This window comes from Pseudomonas parakoreensis, from assembly GCF_021602155.1.
Classification (GTDB): domain Bacteria; phylum Pseudomonadota; class Gammaproteobacteria; order Pseudomonadales; family Pseudomonadaceae; genus Aquipseudomonas; species Aquipseudomonas parakoreensis.
The window spans coordinates 1-17,926 of sequence record NZ_BQHY01000008.1 but is presented as its reverse complement, the minus strand read 5'-3'; the positions used below and the strand labels follow the sequence as shown (position 1 = coordinate 17,926).

Here is a 17,926-nt window from a genome sequence, read left to right as displayed (position 1 = left end):
TTATCTATCGCAAGCGCCTGGTGAAAACGTCGGGCAAAAAAAAGCGCAGTCCGTTGCCGGCTGCGCTTTTTGCTTTCGGGTCGTTTACTGCGGCTGCGGACGCTTGCGTTCGACTGCGCGCAGCAGGTGCGTCGGCGGTGTTTCGCAGCTGATCTTGCGACCGAGCTTCTCTTCGATCGACGGCAACTGGTACGAGTCGTCCTCACCGGCGAAGCTGATCGACACGCCATCGGCGCCGGCGCGACCGGTACGGCCGATGCGGTGCACGTAATCGTCCGGGACTTCCGGGAGGGTGAAGTTGATCACGTGGCTGATGCCGTCGATGTGGATGCCACGACCGGCGACATCGGTGGCCACCAGCACGCGAATCTTGCCTTCGCGGAAGCCTTCCAGGGTCTTGATGCGCTTGTGCTGCGGCACGTCGCCGGACAGTTGCGCAGCGTTGATGCCGTCACGTACCAGACGCTCTTCGATGCGGCGCACTTCGTCCTTGCGGTTGGCGAAGACGATCACGCGCTCCCAGCCGTTGTCGTTGACCAGGTTGAACAGCAATTTGTACTTGTCCGCACCGGCTACCGCGTAGATGTGCTGCTCGACGTTTTCGTTGGCCACGTTGGTGACTTCGATTTCGACGATTGCCGGATCGGTGGTCCATTGCTTGGCCAGGTTCATCACGTCTTCGGTGAAGGTCGCGGAGAACAGCAGGGTCTGACGCTCGGACTTCGGCGGAGTCTGGCGAATGATCTGCCGCACTTGCGGGATAAAGCCCATGTCGAGCATGCGGTCGGCTTCGTCCAGCACCATCACTTCGACCATGTCCAGGTGCACGTCGCCGCGCTGGTTGAAGTCGAGCAGACGGCCCGGTGTGGCGACGAGGATGTCGCAGTGGCGTGCTTCGAGGTGCTTGAGCTGCTTGTCGAAGTCCATGCCGCCAACGAACGTCATCACGTTGAGGCCGGTGTACTTGGTCAGGTCGGCCGCATCCTTGGCGATCTGCACCACCAGCTCACGGGTCGGCGCGATGATCAGTGCGCGGGGTTCGCCCATGTAGCGTTCTTTCGGCGGCGGGGTCTGCAGCAGTTGGGTGATGATCGAGATCAGGAACGCGGCGGTCTTGCCGGTGCCGGTCTGCGCGCGGCCGATGGCGTCTTTGCCGGCGAGGGTGAAACCCAGCACCTGCGCCTGGATCGGCGTGCAGTACGGGAAGCCCAGGTCCTGGATGGCGTGCATCAGTTCCGGAGCCAGTTTGAAATCGTGGAAGCGGGTTTTGCCCTCCTGTGGCTCGACGACGAAGTCTTCGAGTTTCCAGGGGATGACCGGTGCCTTGGGCTTCGGTTCGCGGCGCGGACGGGCCGGTTTCGGCGCTTCGGCGCGGGCAGGTTCGGCGGCGCTGGCGGGTTTCGGCTCGGGCTTGGGTGTCGCTACCGGAGCCGGACGTTCAACCTTGGGCGCTTCACTGCGAGGGCCGGGGGCGTGCGACGGCGCACTGGGGACTGGCGCGAGCTGCTCAGCCTCGCTTTTACCGAACATTTTCTTGAGTGCTTTGAGCACGGTCATCTCATCAATTGGTTAAGGAATGTACGCCGGCCAGTGTAATGCAAGAAGCGGGCTCGGCGTAGTGGGATGATCAAAGGGACGTTCGAACTGAAACGATCAACGCAGGTGTTCACCCAGCCAGACCCCGATGTCGCGAATTTCTTCGGGTAACACTTCGTGTTCCATTGGGTATTCCTGCCATGTCACGGTGACACCATGCTTCACCAAATGCTCATAGGCGCTGCGCCCCATCGAGTTCTGCACCACGCCGTCGAATTGACCGTGCAGGCACAGCGCTGGAATGCGCTGCTGACTGGCTGAAAGCTCCATCTCGTCAGTGAAGGTCGGGGCATAGGTGGACAGGGCGAGTACACCACCCAACGGGCCTTGCCACTTTATATAAGCGGTGTGCAGCACAACGGCGCCACCCTGGGAAAACCCGGCGAGAAAAATCCGCGAGGCGTCTATTCCGCTGGCGCGCTCCTTTTCGATCAATTCGATGATGCGATCCGCCGACGCTTCCAACTGCTCACGGTCAATCGACCGCGCCGGACTCATTGCTTTTATGTCGTACCAGCTCGGCATCGCGTAACCGCCGTTGATGGTGACGGGCAGGGTTGGCGCTTGCGGCAATACGAAGCGCGTACTCAGCAGGCTTTCCTGCAGCGCTTCAGCCACTGGCAGGAAGTCATAGCGATCCGCGCCGAGACCGTGCAGCCAGATCACACAGGCGTCTGCGGGCTTTTGGGGTTGAAGAATCAGGGGCTCGTGCATGGCTGCTCCAAAAATGTGCGGGCGCTCTCAATAAGTGCGTGATTTGCGTGCGCGCCCGGTCGATCCGTTAACAAGATGTCGCAAGGCTACAAGTTTTGCTATTGACCTGTCGCGCAACCGCTTCAGCAAGCGGTGTGGTACGGGCTTTGCTATGGAGGATTCTGTATGAAGCGTCCTACGCCTTGCGGTAACACTATCAGTGTACGTCGTGCGAAGGGATTGCAAAGAATCCGGTGATGGATGTTCGCCAATGGCCGCTACGGGCAACGCGAACGTGAAAGGGCTACAGCCCGTTCGGCCGACTGGTGAGAAGTGAGTTGTCCATGATGTGGATTTTCTCCTACTAGACTCATAGCGAAGGTCTTACGTCGGTTGACCCTAAAAAAAGCCAACACGGGTCAACAACGCCTCAAAAGGGTGCGACTGGACTCAAGCTCCGACACAACAAGAGCAAAACTGGAGGTTTGAATGAAGATGTTGAAATCCACTCTGGCGGTCGTGACTGCTGCAGCAGTACTCGGCGTCAGCGGGTTCGCTCAGGCGGGTGCAACCCTGGATGCCGTGCAAAAGAAAGGTTTCGTGCAATGCGGCGTGAGCGACGGTCTGCCGGGTTTCTCGGTGCCGGACGCTTCGGGCAAGATTCTCGGGATCGACGCTGACGTTTGCCGCGCTGTGGCCGCTGCCGTATTCGGCGACGCCAACAAGGTCAAGTTCAGCCAGTTGAACGCCAAGGAGCGCTTCACCGCGCTGCAGTCCGGCGAAATCGACCTGCTCTCGCGCAACACCACCATGACCAGCTCGCGTGACGCCGGCATGGGCCTGAAATTCCCGGGCTTCATCACTTACTACGACGGCGTGGGCTTCCTGGCCAACAACAAGCTGGGCGTGAAAAGTGCCAAGGAACTGGACGGTGCAACCATCTGCATCCAGGCCGGTACCACCACCGAACTGAACGTCTCCGACTACTTCCGCGCCAACGGCCTGAAGTACACCCCGATCACCTTCGACACCTCCGATGAAAGCGCCAAGTCGCTGGAATCCGGTCGTTGCGACGTGCTGACCTCCGACAAGTCGCAGCTGTACGCACAGCGCAGCAAGCTGGCCTCGCCAAAAGACTACGTGGTACTGCCGGAAACCATCTCCAAAGAACCACTGGGCCCGGTCGTGCGTAATGGCGACGACGAGTGGCTGGCGATCGTTCGCTGGGTTGGCTACGCGCTGCTGAACGCCGAAGAAGCCGGCGTGACCTCGAAAAACGTGCTGGAAGAAGCCAAATCCACCAAGAACCCGGACGTTGCTCGTCTGCTGGGGGCTGACGGTGAATACGGCAAGGACCTGAAACTGCCGAAGGACTGGGTTGTGAAAATCGTTTCGCAGGTCGGTAACTACGGTGAAATCTTCGAGAAAAACCTCGGCAAGAGCACTCCGCTGGAAATCGACCGTGGCCTGAACGCGCTGTGGACCAACGGCGGCATTCAGTACGCACCACCAGTGCGCTAATGGTTCTATCACCCGGCGGGCCAACCGCCGGGTGATGTTCTGTTCCATTTTTTCCGGGGCACTTCATGCAAAATTCAATCGGCGCACCAAAGCAGAGGTTCAGCCTCAGCGATCCGCGAGTGCGTGCGTGGCTGTTTCAGATCATCACCGTCGTGGCGGTGGTCGCCATGGGCTGGTATCTGTTTGATAACACCCAGACCAACCTTCAACACCGGGGCATCACGTCCGGTTTCGACTTTCTCGAGCGCAGTGCCGGGTTCGGCATCGCTCAACACCTGATCTCCTACACCGAAGCGGACAGTTACGCGCGGGTGTTCGTGATCGGCCTGCTCAATACGCTGCTGGTGACCTTCATCGGCGTGATCCTGGCGACCCTGCTGGGCTTCATCATCGGTGTGGCGCGGCTGTCGCCGAACTGGATCATCAGCAAACTGGCGACCGTGTATGTGGAAGTGTTCCGCAACATTCCGCCGCTGCTGCAGATCCTGTTCTGGTACTTCGCGGTGTTCCTGACCATGCCGGGTCCGCGTAACAGCCACAACTTCGGTGACACCTTCTTTGTCAGCAGCCGGGGCCTGAACATGCCGGCCGCGCAAATGGCTGACGGCTTCTGGGCATTCTTCATCAGCGTGGTGCTGGCCATCGTCGCCATCGTGCTGATGTGCCGCTGGGCCAACAAGCGATTCGAAGACACCGGCGAACCACTCCACAAGTTTTGGACCGGCCTGGCGATCCTGCTGGTGATCCCGACCTTGTGCACGCTGATCTTCGGTGCACCCCTGCACTGGGAAATGCCGCAACTCAAGGGCTTCAACTTCGTCGGCGGCTGGGTGCTGATCCCGGAACTGCTCGCCTTGACCCTGGCGTTGACCGTGTACACCGCAGCATTCATCGCGGAAATCGTCCGTTCCGGGATCAAGTCGGTCAGCCATGGCCAGACCGAAGCGGCGCGTTCGCTCGGCTTGCGTAACGGCCCGACCCTGCGCAAGGTGATCATTCCGCAAGCGCTGCGGGTGATCATTCCGCCGCTGACCAGCCAATACCTGAACCTGGCGAAAAACTCGTCGCTGGCCGCCGGTATCGGTTATCCGGAAATGGTTTCGCTGTTCGCCGGCACCGTGCTCAACCAGACCGGTCAGGCGATCGAAGTCATTGCCATCACCATGAGCGTGTACCTGGCGATCAGTATCAGCATTTCCCTGCTGATGAACTGGTACAACAAGCGCATTGCGCTGATCGAGCGGTGAGGAAACGCGCATGACAACCCATACTTTCAAACCCGACATGCCACCGCCGGCCAAGGTTTTCGGCCCGATGGCATGGATACGCGCCAACATGTTCTCCAGCTGGCTCAACACCCTGCTGACCCTGTTTGCGTTCTACCTGATCTATCTCGTCGTGCCGCCGATCCTCAGCTGGGCGATCCTCGATGCCAACTGGGTCGGCACCACCCGCGCCGACTGCACCAAGGACGGCGCCTGCTGGGTGTTCATTCAACAGCGTTTCGGCCAGTTCATGTACGGCTACTACCCGGTGGAACTGCGCTGGCGTGTAGACCTCACTGTCTGGCTGGCAGTGCTCGGCGTGGCGCCGCTGTTCATCTCGCGCTTCCCGCGTAAAGCGGTGTACGGCCTGAGCTTCCTGGTGATCTACCCGATCGTCGCCTGGTGCCTGCTGCACGGTGGCGTGTTCGGCCTCGACACTGTGGCGACCAGTCAGTGGGGCGGTCTGATGCTGACCCTGGTCATCGCCACTGTCGGTATCGCCGGCGCCTTGCCGCTGGGGATCATTCTGGCATTGGGCCGTCGCTCGAACATGCCGGCGATTCGCGTGGTCTGCGTGACGTTCATCGAGTTCTGGCGTGGCGTGCCGTTGATCACGGTGCTGTTCATGTCCTCGGTGATGCTGCCGCTGTTCCTGCCCGAGGGCATGAACTTCGACAAGCTGCTGCGGGCGCTGATCGGGGTGATTCTGTTCCAGTCGGCCTACGTCGCCGAGGTGGTGCGCGGCGGTCTGCAAGCGATCCCCAAAGGGCAGTACGAAGCGGCTGCGGCGATGGGCCTCGGTTACTGGCGCGCCATGGGCCTGGTGATTCTGCCGCAAGCCCTGAAGCTGGTGATCCCGGGCATCGTCAACACCTTCATTGCGCTGTTCAAGGACACCAGCCTGGTGATCATCATCGGCCTGTTCGACCTGCTCAACAGCGTCAAGCAAGCCGCTGCCGATCCGAAATGGCTGGGCATGGCCACCGAAGGCTACGTGTTCGCCGCCCTGGTGTTCTGGATTTTCTGTTTTGGTATGTCGCGCTATTCCATGCATCTGGAACGCAAGCTCGACACTGGCCACAAGCGTTAGGAGTTCTTTGTAAATGAGCGAAGCAATCAAAAAGCCTGTGGGCCCTGAAGGCATTATCCAGATGCAGGGCGTGAACAAGTGGTACGGCCAGTTCCACGTGCTCAAGGACATCAACCTCAACGTCAAACAGGGCGAGCGTATTGTTCTGTGCGGCCCGTCGGGTTCCGGCAAGTCGACCACCATCCGCTGCCTCAATCGCCTGGAAGAACACCAGCAGGGCCGCATCGTGGTTGATGGCGTGGAGCTGACCAACGACCTCAAGCAGATCGAAGCGATCCGCCGCGAAGTCGGCATGGTGTTCCAGCACTTCAACCTGTTCCCGCACCTGACCATCCTGCAGAACTGCACGCTGGCGCCGATGTGGGTGCGCAAGATGCCCAAGCGCAAGGCCGAGGAAATCGCCATGCATTACCTGGAGCGTGTACGCATCCCGGAGCAGGCGCATAAATTCCCGGGGCAGTTGTCCGGCGGTCAGCAACAGCGTGTGGCGATTGCCCGCGCGCTGTGCATGAAACCGAAAATCATGCTGTTCGACGAACCGACTTCGGCACTCGACCCGGAGATGGTGAAAGAGGTGCTCGACACCATGATCGGCCTCGCCGAAGACGGCATGACCATGCTCTGCGTGACCCACGAAATGGGCTTCGCCCGCACCGTGGCCAACCGGGTGATCTTCATGGACAAAGGCGAAATCGTCGAGCAGGCAGCGCCCAACGACTTCTTCGACAACCCGCAGAATGACCGCACCAAACTGTTCCTGAGTCAGATCCTGCATTGATCCCAAGCGGACGTGCAAACCAAACCCGGCCCTGTGCCGGGTTTTCTTTTGCCGCGATTTTCATTTTTCCCCTGTAGAAGCTGCCGCAGGCTGCGATCTTTTGATGTTGATCGTTAAACACAAGATCAAAAGATCGCAGCCTGCGGCAGCTCCTACACGGGGTTGTATGAACCCGGCCAGCTGACTAAGATGTCAGAAAATTCATCCTATGATTGGATGAAAGGGCGAATTTCATGACAGACATCTCACCTTTGATCAAGCGATCCCTGGTCGATCAGGCCCTGGATCAGTTGCGCCAACGCATCACCGATGGCGTGTGGCAGGTCGGCGAAAGGCTGCCGACCGAGCCTGAGCTGTGCGCCGAACTGGGCATCAGCCGCAACACCGTGCGTGAAGCCATGCGCGTGCTGGCGTTTTCCGGGTTGATTGAAATCCGGCAGGGCGACGGCAGTTATTTGCGCGCGGTGGTGGATCCGATGGACACGCTCAAGGCGTTGTCCCGTTGCTCGCTGGAGCAGGCGCGGGAAACCCGCCACATCCTCGAAGTCGAGGCGATTGGTCTGGCCGCGCTGCGTCGTACCGATGAGGATCTGGTCGCACTGCGCGAGGCACTTGGCACCAGTGGCAGTCATTACCACGGTGATCTCGACACTTACATTGCCTGCGATCTGGTGTTCCACCGCCGTCTGGTGGACGCCGCGCACAACCCCACCCTCAGCGAGTTGTATCGCTATTTCTCCAGCATCGTCGGCGCGCAATTGCGCCAGACGCTGAACATCGTCCCGCGCCGTCAGGAAGTGTTCGACCTGCACATCGAGTTGCTCGATGCCGTCGAACAACGCGACCCGGAACGGGCCAAAGCCATATCGAGGCAGTTGATCAATGAACCTCGAAAGCGAGAAAAACTTTTCAACCCCCAAGCGCACGGCGGAGCTCGAAGAGCTGCTGATCGATGCCGAGGCTGACGACGAACAAGTACAGCAAAGCCATCCGCTGGTGCGTCGGCCGTGGCTGTTGCTGCTGGGGCTGATTCTGGTGGCGCTCAACTTGCGCCCGGCACTGTCGAGCATGGCGCCGTTGCTCAGCGAAGTGTCGAAAAGCCTTGGCCTGTCTGCGGCGCAGGCCGGTCTGTTGACCACGCTGCCGGTGTTGTGCCTCGGTTTGTTCGCGCCGCTGGCGCCGATTCTCGCGCGGCGTTTCGGCGCTGAACGGGTGGTGTTGGGGATACTGCTGACCCTGGCCGCCGGGATCATTCTGCGCAGCAACTTCGGTGAGATCGGGCTGTTCGCCGGCAGCGTCCTCGGTGGCGCAAGCATCGGCATTATCGGCGTGCTGCTGCCGGGCATCGTCAAACGCGACTTCGCCAGACACGCCGGAACCATGACCGGCGTCTACACCATGGCGCTGTGCCTGGGTGCGGCGATGGCGGCGGGGTCGACTGTGCCGTTGAGCGAGCACTTTAATAACAGCTGGGCACTGGGCCTGGGCTTCTGGGTGATTCCGGCGCTGGTGGCGGCGCTGTTCTGGCTGCCGCAAGTCGGGCAGAAACACGGCGCGCACAACGTTGCCTATCGGGTGCGTGGGCTGCTGCGCGATCCGCTGGCGTGGCAAGTTACCTTGTACATGGGCCTGCAATCGTCGCTGGCGTACATCGTGTTCGGCTGGTTGCCGTCGATCCTGATCGGTCGTGGTCTGACTCCGACCCAGGCCGGCCTGGTGCTGTCCGGCTCGGTGATCATCCAGCTCGCCAGCTCCCTCGCGGCGCCGTGGCTGGCGACCCGGGGCAAGGATCAGCGTCTGGCGATCGTGGTGGTGATGGCGCTGACCCTCGGCGGTCTGTTCGGTTGCCTGTATGCGCCGATTGAAGGGCTGTGGGGCTGGGCGATTCTGTTGGGGCTGGGGCAGGGCGGTACGTTCAGTCTGGCGCTGACCTTGATCGTGCTGCGCTCGCGGGATTCGCATGTGGCGGCGAACCTGTCGAGCATGTCCCAGGGCTTCGGCTACACCCTGGCGTCGATGGGACCGTTCGCCGTCGGCGTGGTGCATGACTGGACTGGCGGCTGGAATGCCGTGGGCTGGATTTTCGGCATCATCGGCACCGGTGCGATCGTTGCCGGCCTTGGTGCCGGCCGGGCGCTGTACGTGCAAGTGCAAAGCGAAAAGATCTGACGCGTAACCCTTTTTTGCGGCCAGTGATATCCCATGTGGGAGCGAGCCTGCTCGCGAAGACAGTGGTTCAGGCACTGATCGTGTTGAATGTGCCGGCCTCTTCGCGAGCAGGCTCGCTCCCATAGTTTTTGCGGTGCTTTAAATCTTGCGTGGTATTCGCTTTGCGAATGCCGATAGTGTTTCTGCGATTTGCAGCTTATCGTGCTGGCAATCTGTCCATTTCCCGGAGTTTGCCCATGAGCGAAGCCCACGCCGCCCTGATCACCCGCTTCTACCAAGCCTTCCAGCGCCTCGACGCCGAGGCCATGGCCGCGTGCTACACCGATGACGTGGTGTTCAGCGATCCGGCCTTCGGCGAGTTGCGCGGGCGCGATGCCGGCGACATGTGGCGCATGCTCACCACTCGCGCCAAGGACTTCTCCCTGACCTTCGACAATGTCCGCGCCGACGAGCGCAGCGGTGGCGCGCACTGGGTGGCGACGTATCTGTTCAGCCAGACCGGCAACGTGGTGATTAACGATATTCAGGCGCGCTTCGTCTTTCGTGACGGCAAGATCTGCGAGCATCACGATCACTTCGACCTGTGGCGCTGGTCGCGTCAGGCGTTGGGTTTCAAGGGCTTGCTGCTGGGCTGGACACCGCTGGTGCGCAATGCCGTTCGCGCACAGGCGCTGAAAGGGCTGAAGGCATTTCAGGCCGGTCGCTGATAAGATCGCGGCCTGTTTCCTGCACGTCCAGATCCCGAAGTGACCAGCCTCAGCGAAAAACCGGTTGATGTTGTCGAACCCGTGAGCAAATCCTGGTTCGTCTATCTCGTGCGCGCGGCCAACGGCTCGCTGTATTGCGGGATCAGCGACGATCCGGTGCGGCGCTTTGCCAAGCATCAGAGCGGCAAGGGCGCGCGCTTCTTCCTGTCCAGCCCGGCGATGGCGCTGGTCTACACCGAACGTTGCCGCGACAAGAGCGATGCGTTGCGTCAGGAGCGCTTGATCAAGAAGCTGCGCAAGAGCGCCAAGGAATGCCTGGTCGCGTCTTATCAATCTGACTGATCGGTTCCCATCAGTCAGATCTGTAGGCTGCTAATCAAATGCACGCTAAGCTGCCGATTCACTTTCTGTGCGGCGGAGCCGAGCATGTCCGAGTTGATTCTGCATCATTACCCGACCTCTCCATTTGCCGAAAAGGCTCGCCTGCTGTTGGGCTTCAAAGGCTTGTCCTGGCGCTCGGTGCACATCTCGCCGGTGATGCCCAAGCCGGATCTGACCGCGCTTACTGGCGGCTACCGCAAGACTCCGGTGTTGCAGGTCGGCGCGGACATCTATTGCGACACCTCGTTGATCGCCCGTCGTCTGGAGCAGGAAAAAGCCCTGCCGGCGTTTTTTCCGGAAGGTCAGGAAATGATCAGTGCCAGCTTCGCGGCATGGGCCGATTCGGTGGTGTTCCAGCATGCGGTCAGCCTGGTGTTCCAGCCGGAGTCGGTGGCGGTACGTTTCGGCAAGTTGCCGCCGGAGGCGATCAAGGCGTTCATGGCTGACCGTGCCGGTCTGTTCAGTGGTGGCAGCGCCACGCGGTTGCCGGCCGAACAGGCCAAACACCAATGGCCAACGATCATGTCGCGCCTGGAGCAGCAGTTGCAGCGCGAGCAGGGCGACTTTCTGTTCGGTGAGCCGTCGATTGCCGACTTCGCCCTGGCGCATCCGCTATGGTTCCTCAAGGCGACGCACGTCACTGCGCCGTTGGTCGATGAATATCCGGCCGTGACGGCCTGGCTTGGGCGTGTGCTGGGCTTTGGCCATGGCGCCGCGAGCGAAATGAGCGCCGAGGAGGCGCTGCAAGTGGCGCGCACCTCGACGCCGGCGGCGTTGCCGGATGAGCAGTTTGTCGATCCGAACGGGTTCAAGGCCGGGCAGCAGGTGGCGATTGCCGCCATTGACTACGGGGTGGATCCGGTGGAAGGCGAGTTGCTGTTTGCTGGCCGCGAAGAGCTGATCCTGCGCCGCGAAGACCCGCGTGGCGGCGTGGTGCACGTGCACTTCCCGCGCTTTGGTTTCCGCATCGAAGCCCGCTGATCAGCAAGCGGCCTTTGCTTGGGGGGGCAATTGTGGTGAGGGGATTTATCCCCGATGGGGCGCGAAGCGCCCCCAAAAAACTGCACGCCCTACCAGGCAGATTTTGCGACGGCTTCGCCGCCGATCGGGGATAAATCCCCTCACCACAGAGGAGTTGTGTTACTGCAGGGCAGCGAGGATTTCGTCCGGGTCGAATCCGCGAATCAGCGTGCCATTCACGTCGATCAACGGAATCCCGCGCCCGCCCAGCGCCTCGTACGCTTTGCGCGCCTCGGCGTCCTTCTCGATATCGAATTCCCGGAAAGGAATCCCCTTGCTGTCGAGAAAACGCTTGGTCTGTTTGCAGTAGCCGCACCAGTCAGTGGCATACAGCACGACACGGGCCTGCGCCCGCGTCTGCTCAGAGACCATCTGCGACGGGTTGAACACCCGCTCGATCTTGCCCCAGTTCTGATAGATCACCACCACCAGCAGAACCAGCGCAACCTTCTTCAGCACATTGCCCAGCATCAGTTGCGGCGCTTGAGCTGATCGGTGAGCGAGGTTGGCAGGCCCTTGATGATCAGGGTGCCGGCCTCCTCGTCGTATTCGATCTTCGAACCCAGCAGGTGCGCTTCAAAGCTGATCGACAGGCCTTCGGCGCGGCCGGTGAAGCGGCGGAACTGGTTGAGGGTGCGTTTGTCCGCCGGAATTTCCGGCGACAGACCGTAGTCCTTGTTGCGGATGTGATCGTAGAAGGCCTTCGGGCGCTCCTCGTCGATCAGCTCCGACAGCTCTTCCAGGCCCATTGGCTCGCCGAGCTTGGCCTGGCTGCTGGCGTAATCGACCAGAGTCTTGGTTTTCTCGCGAGCGGAATCTTCCGGCAGGTCTTCGCTCTCGACGAAGTCGCTGAAGGCCTTGAGCAGGGTGCGGGTCTCGCCCGGGCCGTCGACGCCTTCCTGGCAGCCGATGAAGTCGCGGAAGTACTCCGAAACCTTCTTGCCGTTCTTGCCCTTGATGAACGAGATATACTGCTTGGACTGCTTGTTGTTCTGCCACTCGGAGACGTTGATCCGCGCCGCCAGGTGCAGTTGGCCGAGGTCGAGGTGACGCGACGGGGTGACGTCCAGCTCGTCGGTCACCGCCACGCCTTCGCTGTGGTGCAGCAGGGCGATCGCCAGGTAGTCGGTCATGCCTTGCTGATAGTGGGCGAACAGCACGTGGCCGCCGACCGACAGGTTCGACTCTTCCATCAGTTTCTGCAGATGCTCGACCGCGACTTTGCTGAACGCAGTGAAGTCCTGGCCGCCTTCCATGTATTCCTTCAGCCAGCCGCTGAACGGAAACGCGCCGGATTCCGGATGGAACAGGCCCCAGGCTTTGCCTTGCTTGGCGTTGTAGCTCTCGTTGAGGTCGGCGAGCATGTTCTCGATGGCCGCGGACTCAGCCAGTTCGGAGTCGCGGGCGTGCAGAACTGCGGGCGTGCCGTCGGGTTTTTTGTCGATCAGGTGGACGATGCAATGACGGATCGGCATGGGCTTCTCGGCTGGTGGAAGGGAGGAGGGCGGGCTCCCCCGAAAAAGCGCCCAGTGTACCGCAAACTCCATCCGAGGCTCCCTGTAGGAGCTGCCGAAGGCTGCGATCTTTTGATCTCGTTTTTGAAAAATCAAAGTCAAAAGATCGCAGCCTTCGGCAGCTCCTACATGAATGGGGGATGACTTGAAAATTGTGGCCCGTGGTCGCGTAATCACGGGGTTGAAGGCTAAATCCGGGGCAAGCGCCTGTGCTTATGCAGTTTTTTACCGATTTAGAGCAATAAACCTGACCAAATGGGTAGCTAGAGGCGGATATTTCCCCGTCTCTGTGCTAGTTTTGCCCGGTCTTACGCGAAGTCACTGCGTTAAGCGTGCAATCAGCATTTGTCAGGTCGAACCAAACCCTGATTTCGGCATCTATAACCCGACTCGTCGTGGTTATCGCCGAGGGTGCCAGATCCAGAAGATCGGGCTCGATGGCTGACACTGCACTCTGCAATCCATATGAATTTGATAGGGAAGGAACACTACATGGCTCTTACTAAAGACCAACTGATCGCCGACATCGCTGAAGCTATCGACGCGCCGAAAACCACCGCGCGTAACGCTCTGGACCAACTGGGCCAAATCGTTGCCGATCAGCTGGAAAACGGCGGCGAAATCACCTTGCCAGGTATCGGCAAGCTGAAAGTGACCGAGCGTCCTGCCCGCACTGGCCGTAACCCTTCGACTGGCGCTGCCATCGAAATCCCTGCCAAGAAAGTGATCAAGCTGGTTGTGGCCAAAGGCCTGACCGACGCTGTGAACAAGTAAGACGCAGCGATAAAAAACCGTGCACCGGAGTGATCCGGGCACGGTTTTTTTGTGCCTGCGATTTGGCAAGGCGTTACGCCGCCCTGTAGGAGCTGTCGAGTGAAACGAGGCTGCGATCTTTTGATCTTGTTTTCAAGCAGGATCAAAAGATCGCAGCGTGCCGCAGCTCCTACAGAATCAGCGAACCCAGCGCTCGCGACGCCAGATCTGCTGCTCCGACTTGGTCTGAAAGGTCCACGCCACGAAGCGGCTCTGTTTCTGCCCCTGCGACATCTCCACCACCTGGCTTTCCAGCACGCCGGCCTTTTTCAGGGCGGTTTCGATGGCCGGAAGGTTCGAGGCTTTCGAGACCAGGGTGCTGAACCACAGCACCTTGTGCTGGTAGTTCGCGCTCTCGGCGATCAGTTGCGTCACGAAACGCGCTTCACCGCCTTCACACCACAGCTCGGCAGACTGACCACCGAAGTTCAGCACCGGCAGTTTGCGTTTCGGATCAGCCTTGCCCAGTGCGCGCCATTTGCGCTCGCTGCCCTTGGTTGCCTCTTCCATCGAGGCGTGGAACGGCGGGTTGCACATGGTCAGATCAAAGCGCTCGCCCGGCTCCAGCAAGCCAATCAGGATGTGCTTGCGGTTCTCCTGCTGGCGCAGCTGGATCACCTTGTTCAGCCCGTTGGACTGGACGATGGCTCGGGCGGCAGCCACGGCGGTCGGGTCGATTTCCGAGCCGAGGAAGTGCCAGCGGTATTCGCTGTTGCCGATCAGCGGATAAACGCAGTTGGCGCCCATGCCGATGTCCAGCACGTTCACGATCGCGCCGCGCGGCACCTTGCCGTCGTTCATGCTGGCCAGCAGGTCCGCGAGAAAGTGCACGTAATCGGCACGGCCCGGCACCGGCGGGCAGAGGTAATCGGCCGGGATGTCCCAATGCTCGATCCCATAAAACGCTTTGAGCAGCGCCCGGTTGAACACGCGCACCGCGTCGGGGCTGGCGAAATCGATGCTTTCCTTGCCATACGGGTTGGTGATCACGAATTTCGCCAGTTCCGGCGTGGTCTTGATCAGCGCCGGGAAGTCGTAGCGGCCCTGATGGCGATTGCGCGGGTGCAGGCTGGCCTTTTCACGCGGCTCGACGGCTTTGGCCGGGGTCGCGGCATCAGGCTTGTTGCGCGCAGGTTTGGGTGTGCGGGGGGCGTTCATGGGTGTGATCGATTCGGGTATGGCTGAAAGTGGCGGGTATTGTCCCACATTGATGAGTCATGCGCCGAACGCATGTAGGAGCTGCCGAAGGCTGCGATCTTTTGATCTTGTTTTTAAAAAAATCAAAGTCAAAAGATCGCAGCCTTCGGCAGCTCCTACAGGGGATTGGTGTTCTGGAATAAAAAAGGGAGGCCACTTGGCCTCCCTTTGTCATTGCGGCTTGCCCTTACAGGCTGGAAATCCGCGCGTGTTGCTCGGCCAGTTTGCCCAAGGCCTGTTCCGCCTCGGCCAGTTTGGCGCGTTCCTTCTCGATGACTTCGGCCGGGGCCTTGTCAACGAAACCGGCGTTCGACAGCTTGCCGCCAACTCGCTGGACTTCACCCTGCAGACGCAGGATTTCCTTGTCCAGACGCGCCAGCTCGGCGCCCTTGTCAATCAGGCCGGCCATCGGCACCAGCACTTCCATCTCGCCAACCAGCGCGGTGGCCGACAGTGGCGCTTCTTCGCCAGCGGCCAGCACGGTGATCGATTCCAGACGCGCCAGCTTCTTCAGCAGCGCTTCGTTCTCGGTCAGACGACGCTGGTCTTCAGCACTGACGTTCTTCAGGTAGATCGGCAGCGGTTTGCCCGGGCCGATGTTCATCTCCCCACGAATGTTGCGCGTGCCGAGCATCAGGCCTTTGAGCCATTCGATGTCGTCCTCGGCGGCCGGATCAATGCGCTCTTCGTTGGCCACTGGCCAAGGCTGCAGCATGATCGTCTTGCCCTGAATACCGGCCAGCGGCGCGATGCGCTGCCAGATTTCTTCAGTGATGAACGGCATGAACGGATGCGCCAGACGCAGCGCCACTTCCAGCACGCGCACCAGCGTGCGACGGGTGCCGCGCTGGCGCTCGACCGGCGCGTTTTCGTCCCACAGCACTGGCTTGGACAGTTCCAGGTACCAGTCGCAGTACTGGTTCCAGATGAACTCGTACAGTGCTTGCGCGGCGAGGTCGAAACGGAACTGATCCAGTTGACGGGTTACTTCGGCTTCGGTGCGTTGCAGTTGCGAGATGATCCAGCGATCCGCCAGCGACAGCTCGTAGGCTTCGCCGTTCTGGCCGCAGTCTTCACCTTTGTCCAGAACATAACGCGCGGCGTTCCAGATCTTGTTGCAGAAGTTGCGATAGCCTTCGACGCGGCCCATGTCGAACTTGATGTCGCGACCGGTCGAGGCCAGCGAGCAGAAGGTGAAGCGCAGGGCGTCGGTGCCGTAGCTGGCAATGCCGTCGGCGAACTCGTCGCGGGTCTGCTTCTCGATCTTCTTCGCCAGTTTCGGCTGCATCATGCCGGAGGTGCGTTTCTGCACCAGGGCTTCCAGCTCGATACCGTCGATGATGTCCAGCGGGTCAAGGACGTTGCCTTTGGACTTGGACATCTTCTGGCCCTGGCCATCACGCACCAGGCCGTGCACGTAAACGGTCTTGAACGGTACCTGCGGGGTGCCGTCCTCGTTCTTGATCAGGTGCATCGTCAGCATGATCATCCGGGCGACCCAGAAGAAAATGATGTCGAAACCGGTGACCAGCACGTCGGTGGAGTGGAATTTCTTCAGGAACTCGGTCTTTTCCGGCCAACCCAGAGTGGAGAACGTCCACAGGCCCGAGCTGAACCAGGTGTCGAGCACGTCGTTGTCCTGTTGCAGCGCAACGTCCGGGCCGAGGTTGTGCTTGGCACGTACTTCGGCTTCGTCGCGACCGACGTAGACCTTGCCCGACTCGTCGTACCACGCCGGAATCCGGTGGCCCCACCACAGTTGACGGCTGATGCACCAGTCCTGGATGTCGCGCATCCACGAGAAGTACATGTTTTCGTACTGCTTGGGCACGAACTGGATGCGGCCGTCTTCAACGGCGGCAATCGCCGGCTCGGCCAGAGGCTTGGTCGACACGTACCACTGGTCGGTCAGCCACGGCTCAATCACGGTGCCGGAACGGTCGCCTTTCGGCACTTTCAGGTTGTGATCGTCGACGCTGACCAGCAGGCCGGCGGCATCGAACGCAGCGACGATCTGCTTGCGCGCTTCGAAACGCTCGAGACCGGCGTACTCGGCCGGGATCTTGCCGTCGATGCTGTCGTTCAACGTGCCGTCAAGGTTGAACACCTGGGCTGCGGGCAGCACGTTGGCGTTCTTGTCGAAGATGTTCAGCAGCGGCAGGTTGTGGCGCTTGCCGACTTCGTAGTCGTTGAAATCGTGGGCCGGGGTGATCTTCACGCAGCCGGTGCCGAATTCAGGGTCGCAGTAATCGTCGGCGATGATCGGGATGCGGCGGCCAACCAGTGGCAGCTCGACGAATTTGCCGATCAGGGCTTTGTAGCGTTCGTCGTTCGGGTTAACCGCGACGGCGGAGTCGCCGAGCATGGTTTCCGGACGGGTGGTCGCGACGATCAGGAAATCGTTGCCTTCAGCGGTTTTCGCGCCGTCGGCCAGCGGGTACTTGAGGTTCCACAGGAAACCTTTTTCGTCGTGGTTTTCCACTTCGAGGTCGGAAATCGCCGTGTGCAGCTTGGTGTCCCAGTTGACCAGACGCTTGCCGCGGTAGATCAGACCGTCTTCGTGCAGGCGTACGAAGGCTTCCTTGACCGCTTCCGAGAGGCCGTCGTCCATGGTGAAGCGCTCGCGGCTCCAGTCCACGGACGAGCCGAGGCGGCGGATCTGACGGCTGATGTTGCCGCCGGACTGATCCTTCCACTCCCAGACTTTCTCGAGGAATTTCTCGCGGCCCAGGTCGTGGCGGTTCTGGCCGGTGGCTTCCAGTTGGCGCTCCACCAGCATCTGCGTGGCGATACCGGCGTGGTCGGTGCCCGGCTGCCACAGGGTGTTGCGACCCTGCATGCGGCGGAAACGGATCAGGGCGTCCATGATCGCGTTGTTGAAACCGTGACCCATGTGCAGGCTGCCGGTGACGTTCGGCGGCGGGATCATGATGGTGTAGGAATCGCCCGCGCCTTGCGGTGCGAAATAGTTCTCGGACTCCCAGGTGTTGTACCAGGAAGTTTCAATGGCGTGCGGCTGGTAGGTCTTATCCATGCGCGGCGGGACCCTATTGGCATTTATTCAGGAAAAGCCGGGAAGTATAGCGGGGCATGGGGCCGAGGGCGAGCGGGGGGAGGCTGGGCGGACACTAATGTTGGGGGGAACCCTTGTAGTGAGGGGATTTATCCCCGATGGGCCGCGC

At 60.6% G+C, this 17,926-nt stretch carries 15 protein-coding genes and 1 pseudogene; 10 read left to right on the top strand and 6 right to left on the bottom strand.

What is annotated here, in order from left to right; all coding sequences use genetic code 11:
* Positions 1-84: 84 nt before the first annotated feature.
* Both rhlB and L6D63_RS13865 read right to left on the bottom strand, forming a co-directional pair.
* A complete protein-coding gene (gene rhlB, locus L6D63_RS13870) occupies positions 85-1,557 on the bottom strand; it encodes an ATP-dependent RNA helicase RhlB (protein ID WP_047292683.1) in 1,473 nt (490 codons plus the stop codon).
* 96 nt (positions 1,558-1,653) lie between these two features.
* Positions 1,654-2,310 carry an alpha/beta hydrolase gene (locus tag L6D63_RS13865; RefSeq protein WP_047292685.1) on the bottom strand — a complete coding sequence of 219 codons (657 nt, stop codon included), beginning with the start codon at positions 2,308-2,310 and terminating at the stop codon, positions 1,654-1,656.
* A gap of 468 nt (positions 2,311-2,778) precedes the next feature.
* On the opposite strand from L6D63_RS13865, the gene L6D63_RS13860 reads away from it, so the two are divergent.
* From L6D63_RS13860 to L6D63_RS13820, 9 genes and pseudogenes are all read left to right on the top strand, one after another.
* The gene (locus L6D63_RS13860) at positions 2,779-3,810 is read left to right on the top strand and encodes an amino acid ABC transporter substrate-binding protein (protein ID WP_047292688.1); all 1,032 of its coding nucleotides are present in this window, start codon (positions 2,779-2,781) and stop codon (positions 3,808-3,810) included.
* A gap of 65 nt (positions 3,811-3,875) precedes the next feature.
* The gene (locus L6D63_RS13855; RefSeq protein WP_131671487.1) at positions 3,876-5,057 is read left to right on the top strand and encodes an amino acid ABC transporter permease; all 1,182 of its coding nucleotides are present in this window, start codon (positions 3,876-3,878) and stop codon (positions 5,055-5,057) included.
* A 10-nt stretch (positions 5,058-5,067) separates the two neighbouring features.
* The gene (locus L6D63_RS13850; RefSeq protein WP_095667440.1) at positions 5,068-6,165 is read left to right on the top strand and encodes an amino acid ABC transporter permease; all 1,098 of its coding nucleotides are present in this window, start codon (positions 5,068-5,070) and stop codon (positions 6,163-6,165) included.
* A 13-nt stretch (positions 6,166-6,178) separates the two neighbouring features.
* Entirely contained in the window at positions 6,179-6,943 is a 765-nt protein-coding gene (locus L6D63_RS13845) for an amino acid ABC transporter ATP-binding protein (RefSeq protein ID WP_003221897.1), read from the top strand.
* A gap of 233 nt (positions 6,944-7,176) precedes the next feature.
* Positions 7,177-7,833 (top strand): annotated as a pseudogene (locus tag L6D63_RS13840) (FadR/GntR family transcriptional regulator); the annotation flags it as partial.
* Positions 7,826-9,112, top strand: coding sequence for a CynX/NimT family MFS transporter (locus L6D63_RS13835; protein WP_131671488.1), 1,287 nt, complete (start codon positions 7,826-7,828; stop codon positions 9,110-9,112). The pseudogene L6D63_RS13840 and the gene L6D63_RS13835, both read left to right, overlap by 8 nt.
* Positions 9,113-9,348: 236 nt before the next feature.
* Complete coding sequence (locus L6D63_RS13830) at positions 9,349-9,819, top strand: nuclear transport factor 2 family protein (RefSeq protein WP_003221901.1); 471 nt, start codon at positions 9,349-9,351, stop codon at positions 9,817-9,819.
* A 39-nt stretch (positions 9,820-9,858) separates the two neighbouring features.
* Positions 9,859-10,161 (top strand): GIY-YIG nuclease family protein, encoded by a 303-nt coding sequence (locus L6D63_RS13825; RefSeq protein WP_047292696.1) that lies wholly within the window; start codon positions 9,859-9,861, stop codon positions 10,159-10,161.
* A gap of 84 nt (positions 10,162-10,245) precedes the next feature.
* Positions 10,246-11,181, top strand: coding sequence for a glutathione S-transferase family protein (locus L6D63_RS13820; protein WP_047292698.1), 936 nt, complete (start codon positions 10,246-10,248; stop codon positions 11,179-11,181).
* A gap of 159 nt (positions 11,182-11,340) precedes the next feature.
* On the opposite strand, the gene L6D63_RS13815 is transcribed toward L6D63_RS13820, so the two are convergent.
* Positions 11,341-11,691, bottom strand: a complete 351-nt coding sequence (locus L6D63_RS13815; RefSeq protein ID WP_047292699.1) for a glutaredoxin family protein — start codon at positions 11,689-11,691, stop codon at positions 11,341-11,343.
* Entirely contained in the window at positions 11,691-12,695 is a 1,005-nt protein-coding gene (yejK, locus tag L6D63_RS13810) for a nucleoid-associated protein YejK (protein WP_047292700.1), read from the bottom strand. The genes L6D63_RS13815 and yejK overlap by 1 nt, the downstream gene beginning before the upstream one ends.
* A 531-nt stretch (positions 12,696-13,226) precedes the next feature.
* Here yejK and L6D63_RS13805 point away from each other — a divergent pair.
* Positions 13,227-13,508 carry an HU family DNA-binding protein gene (locus L6D63_RS13805; RefSeq protein ID WP_003221909.1) on the top strand — a complete coding sequence of 94 codons (282 nt, stop codon included), beginning with the start codon at positions 13,227-13,229 and terminating at the stop codon, positions 13,506-13,508.
* A 177-nt stretch (positions 13,509-13,685) separates the two neighbouring features.
* Here L6D63_RS13805 and rlmF read toward each other — a convergent pair whose 3' ends face one another.
* Positions 13,686-14,705, bottom strand: coding sequence for a 23S rRNA (adenine(1618)-N(6))-methyltransferase RlmF (rlmF, locus tag L6D63_RS13800; protein WP_131671489.1), 1,020 nt, complete (start codon positions 14,703-14,705; stop codon positions 13,686-13,688).
* A gap of 226 nt (positions 14,706-14,931) precedes the next feature.
* Positions 14,932-17,778, bottom strand: coding sequence for a valine--tRNA ligase (locus tag L6D63_RS13795; RefSeq protein ID WP_007965170.1), 2,847 nt, complete (start codon positions 17,776-17,778; stop codon positions 14,932-14,934).
* Positions 17,779-17,926 lie beyond the last annotated feature (148 nt).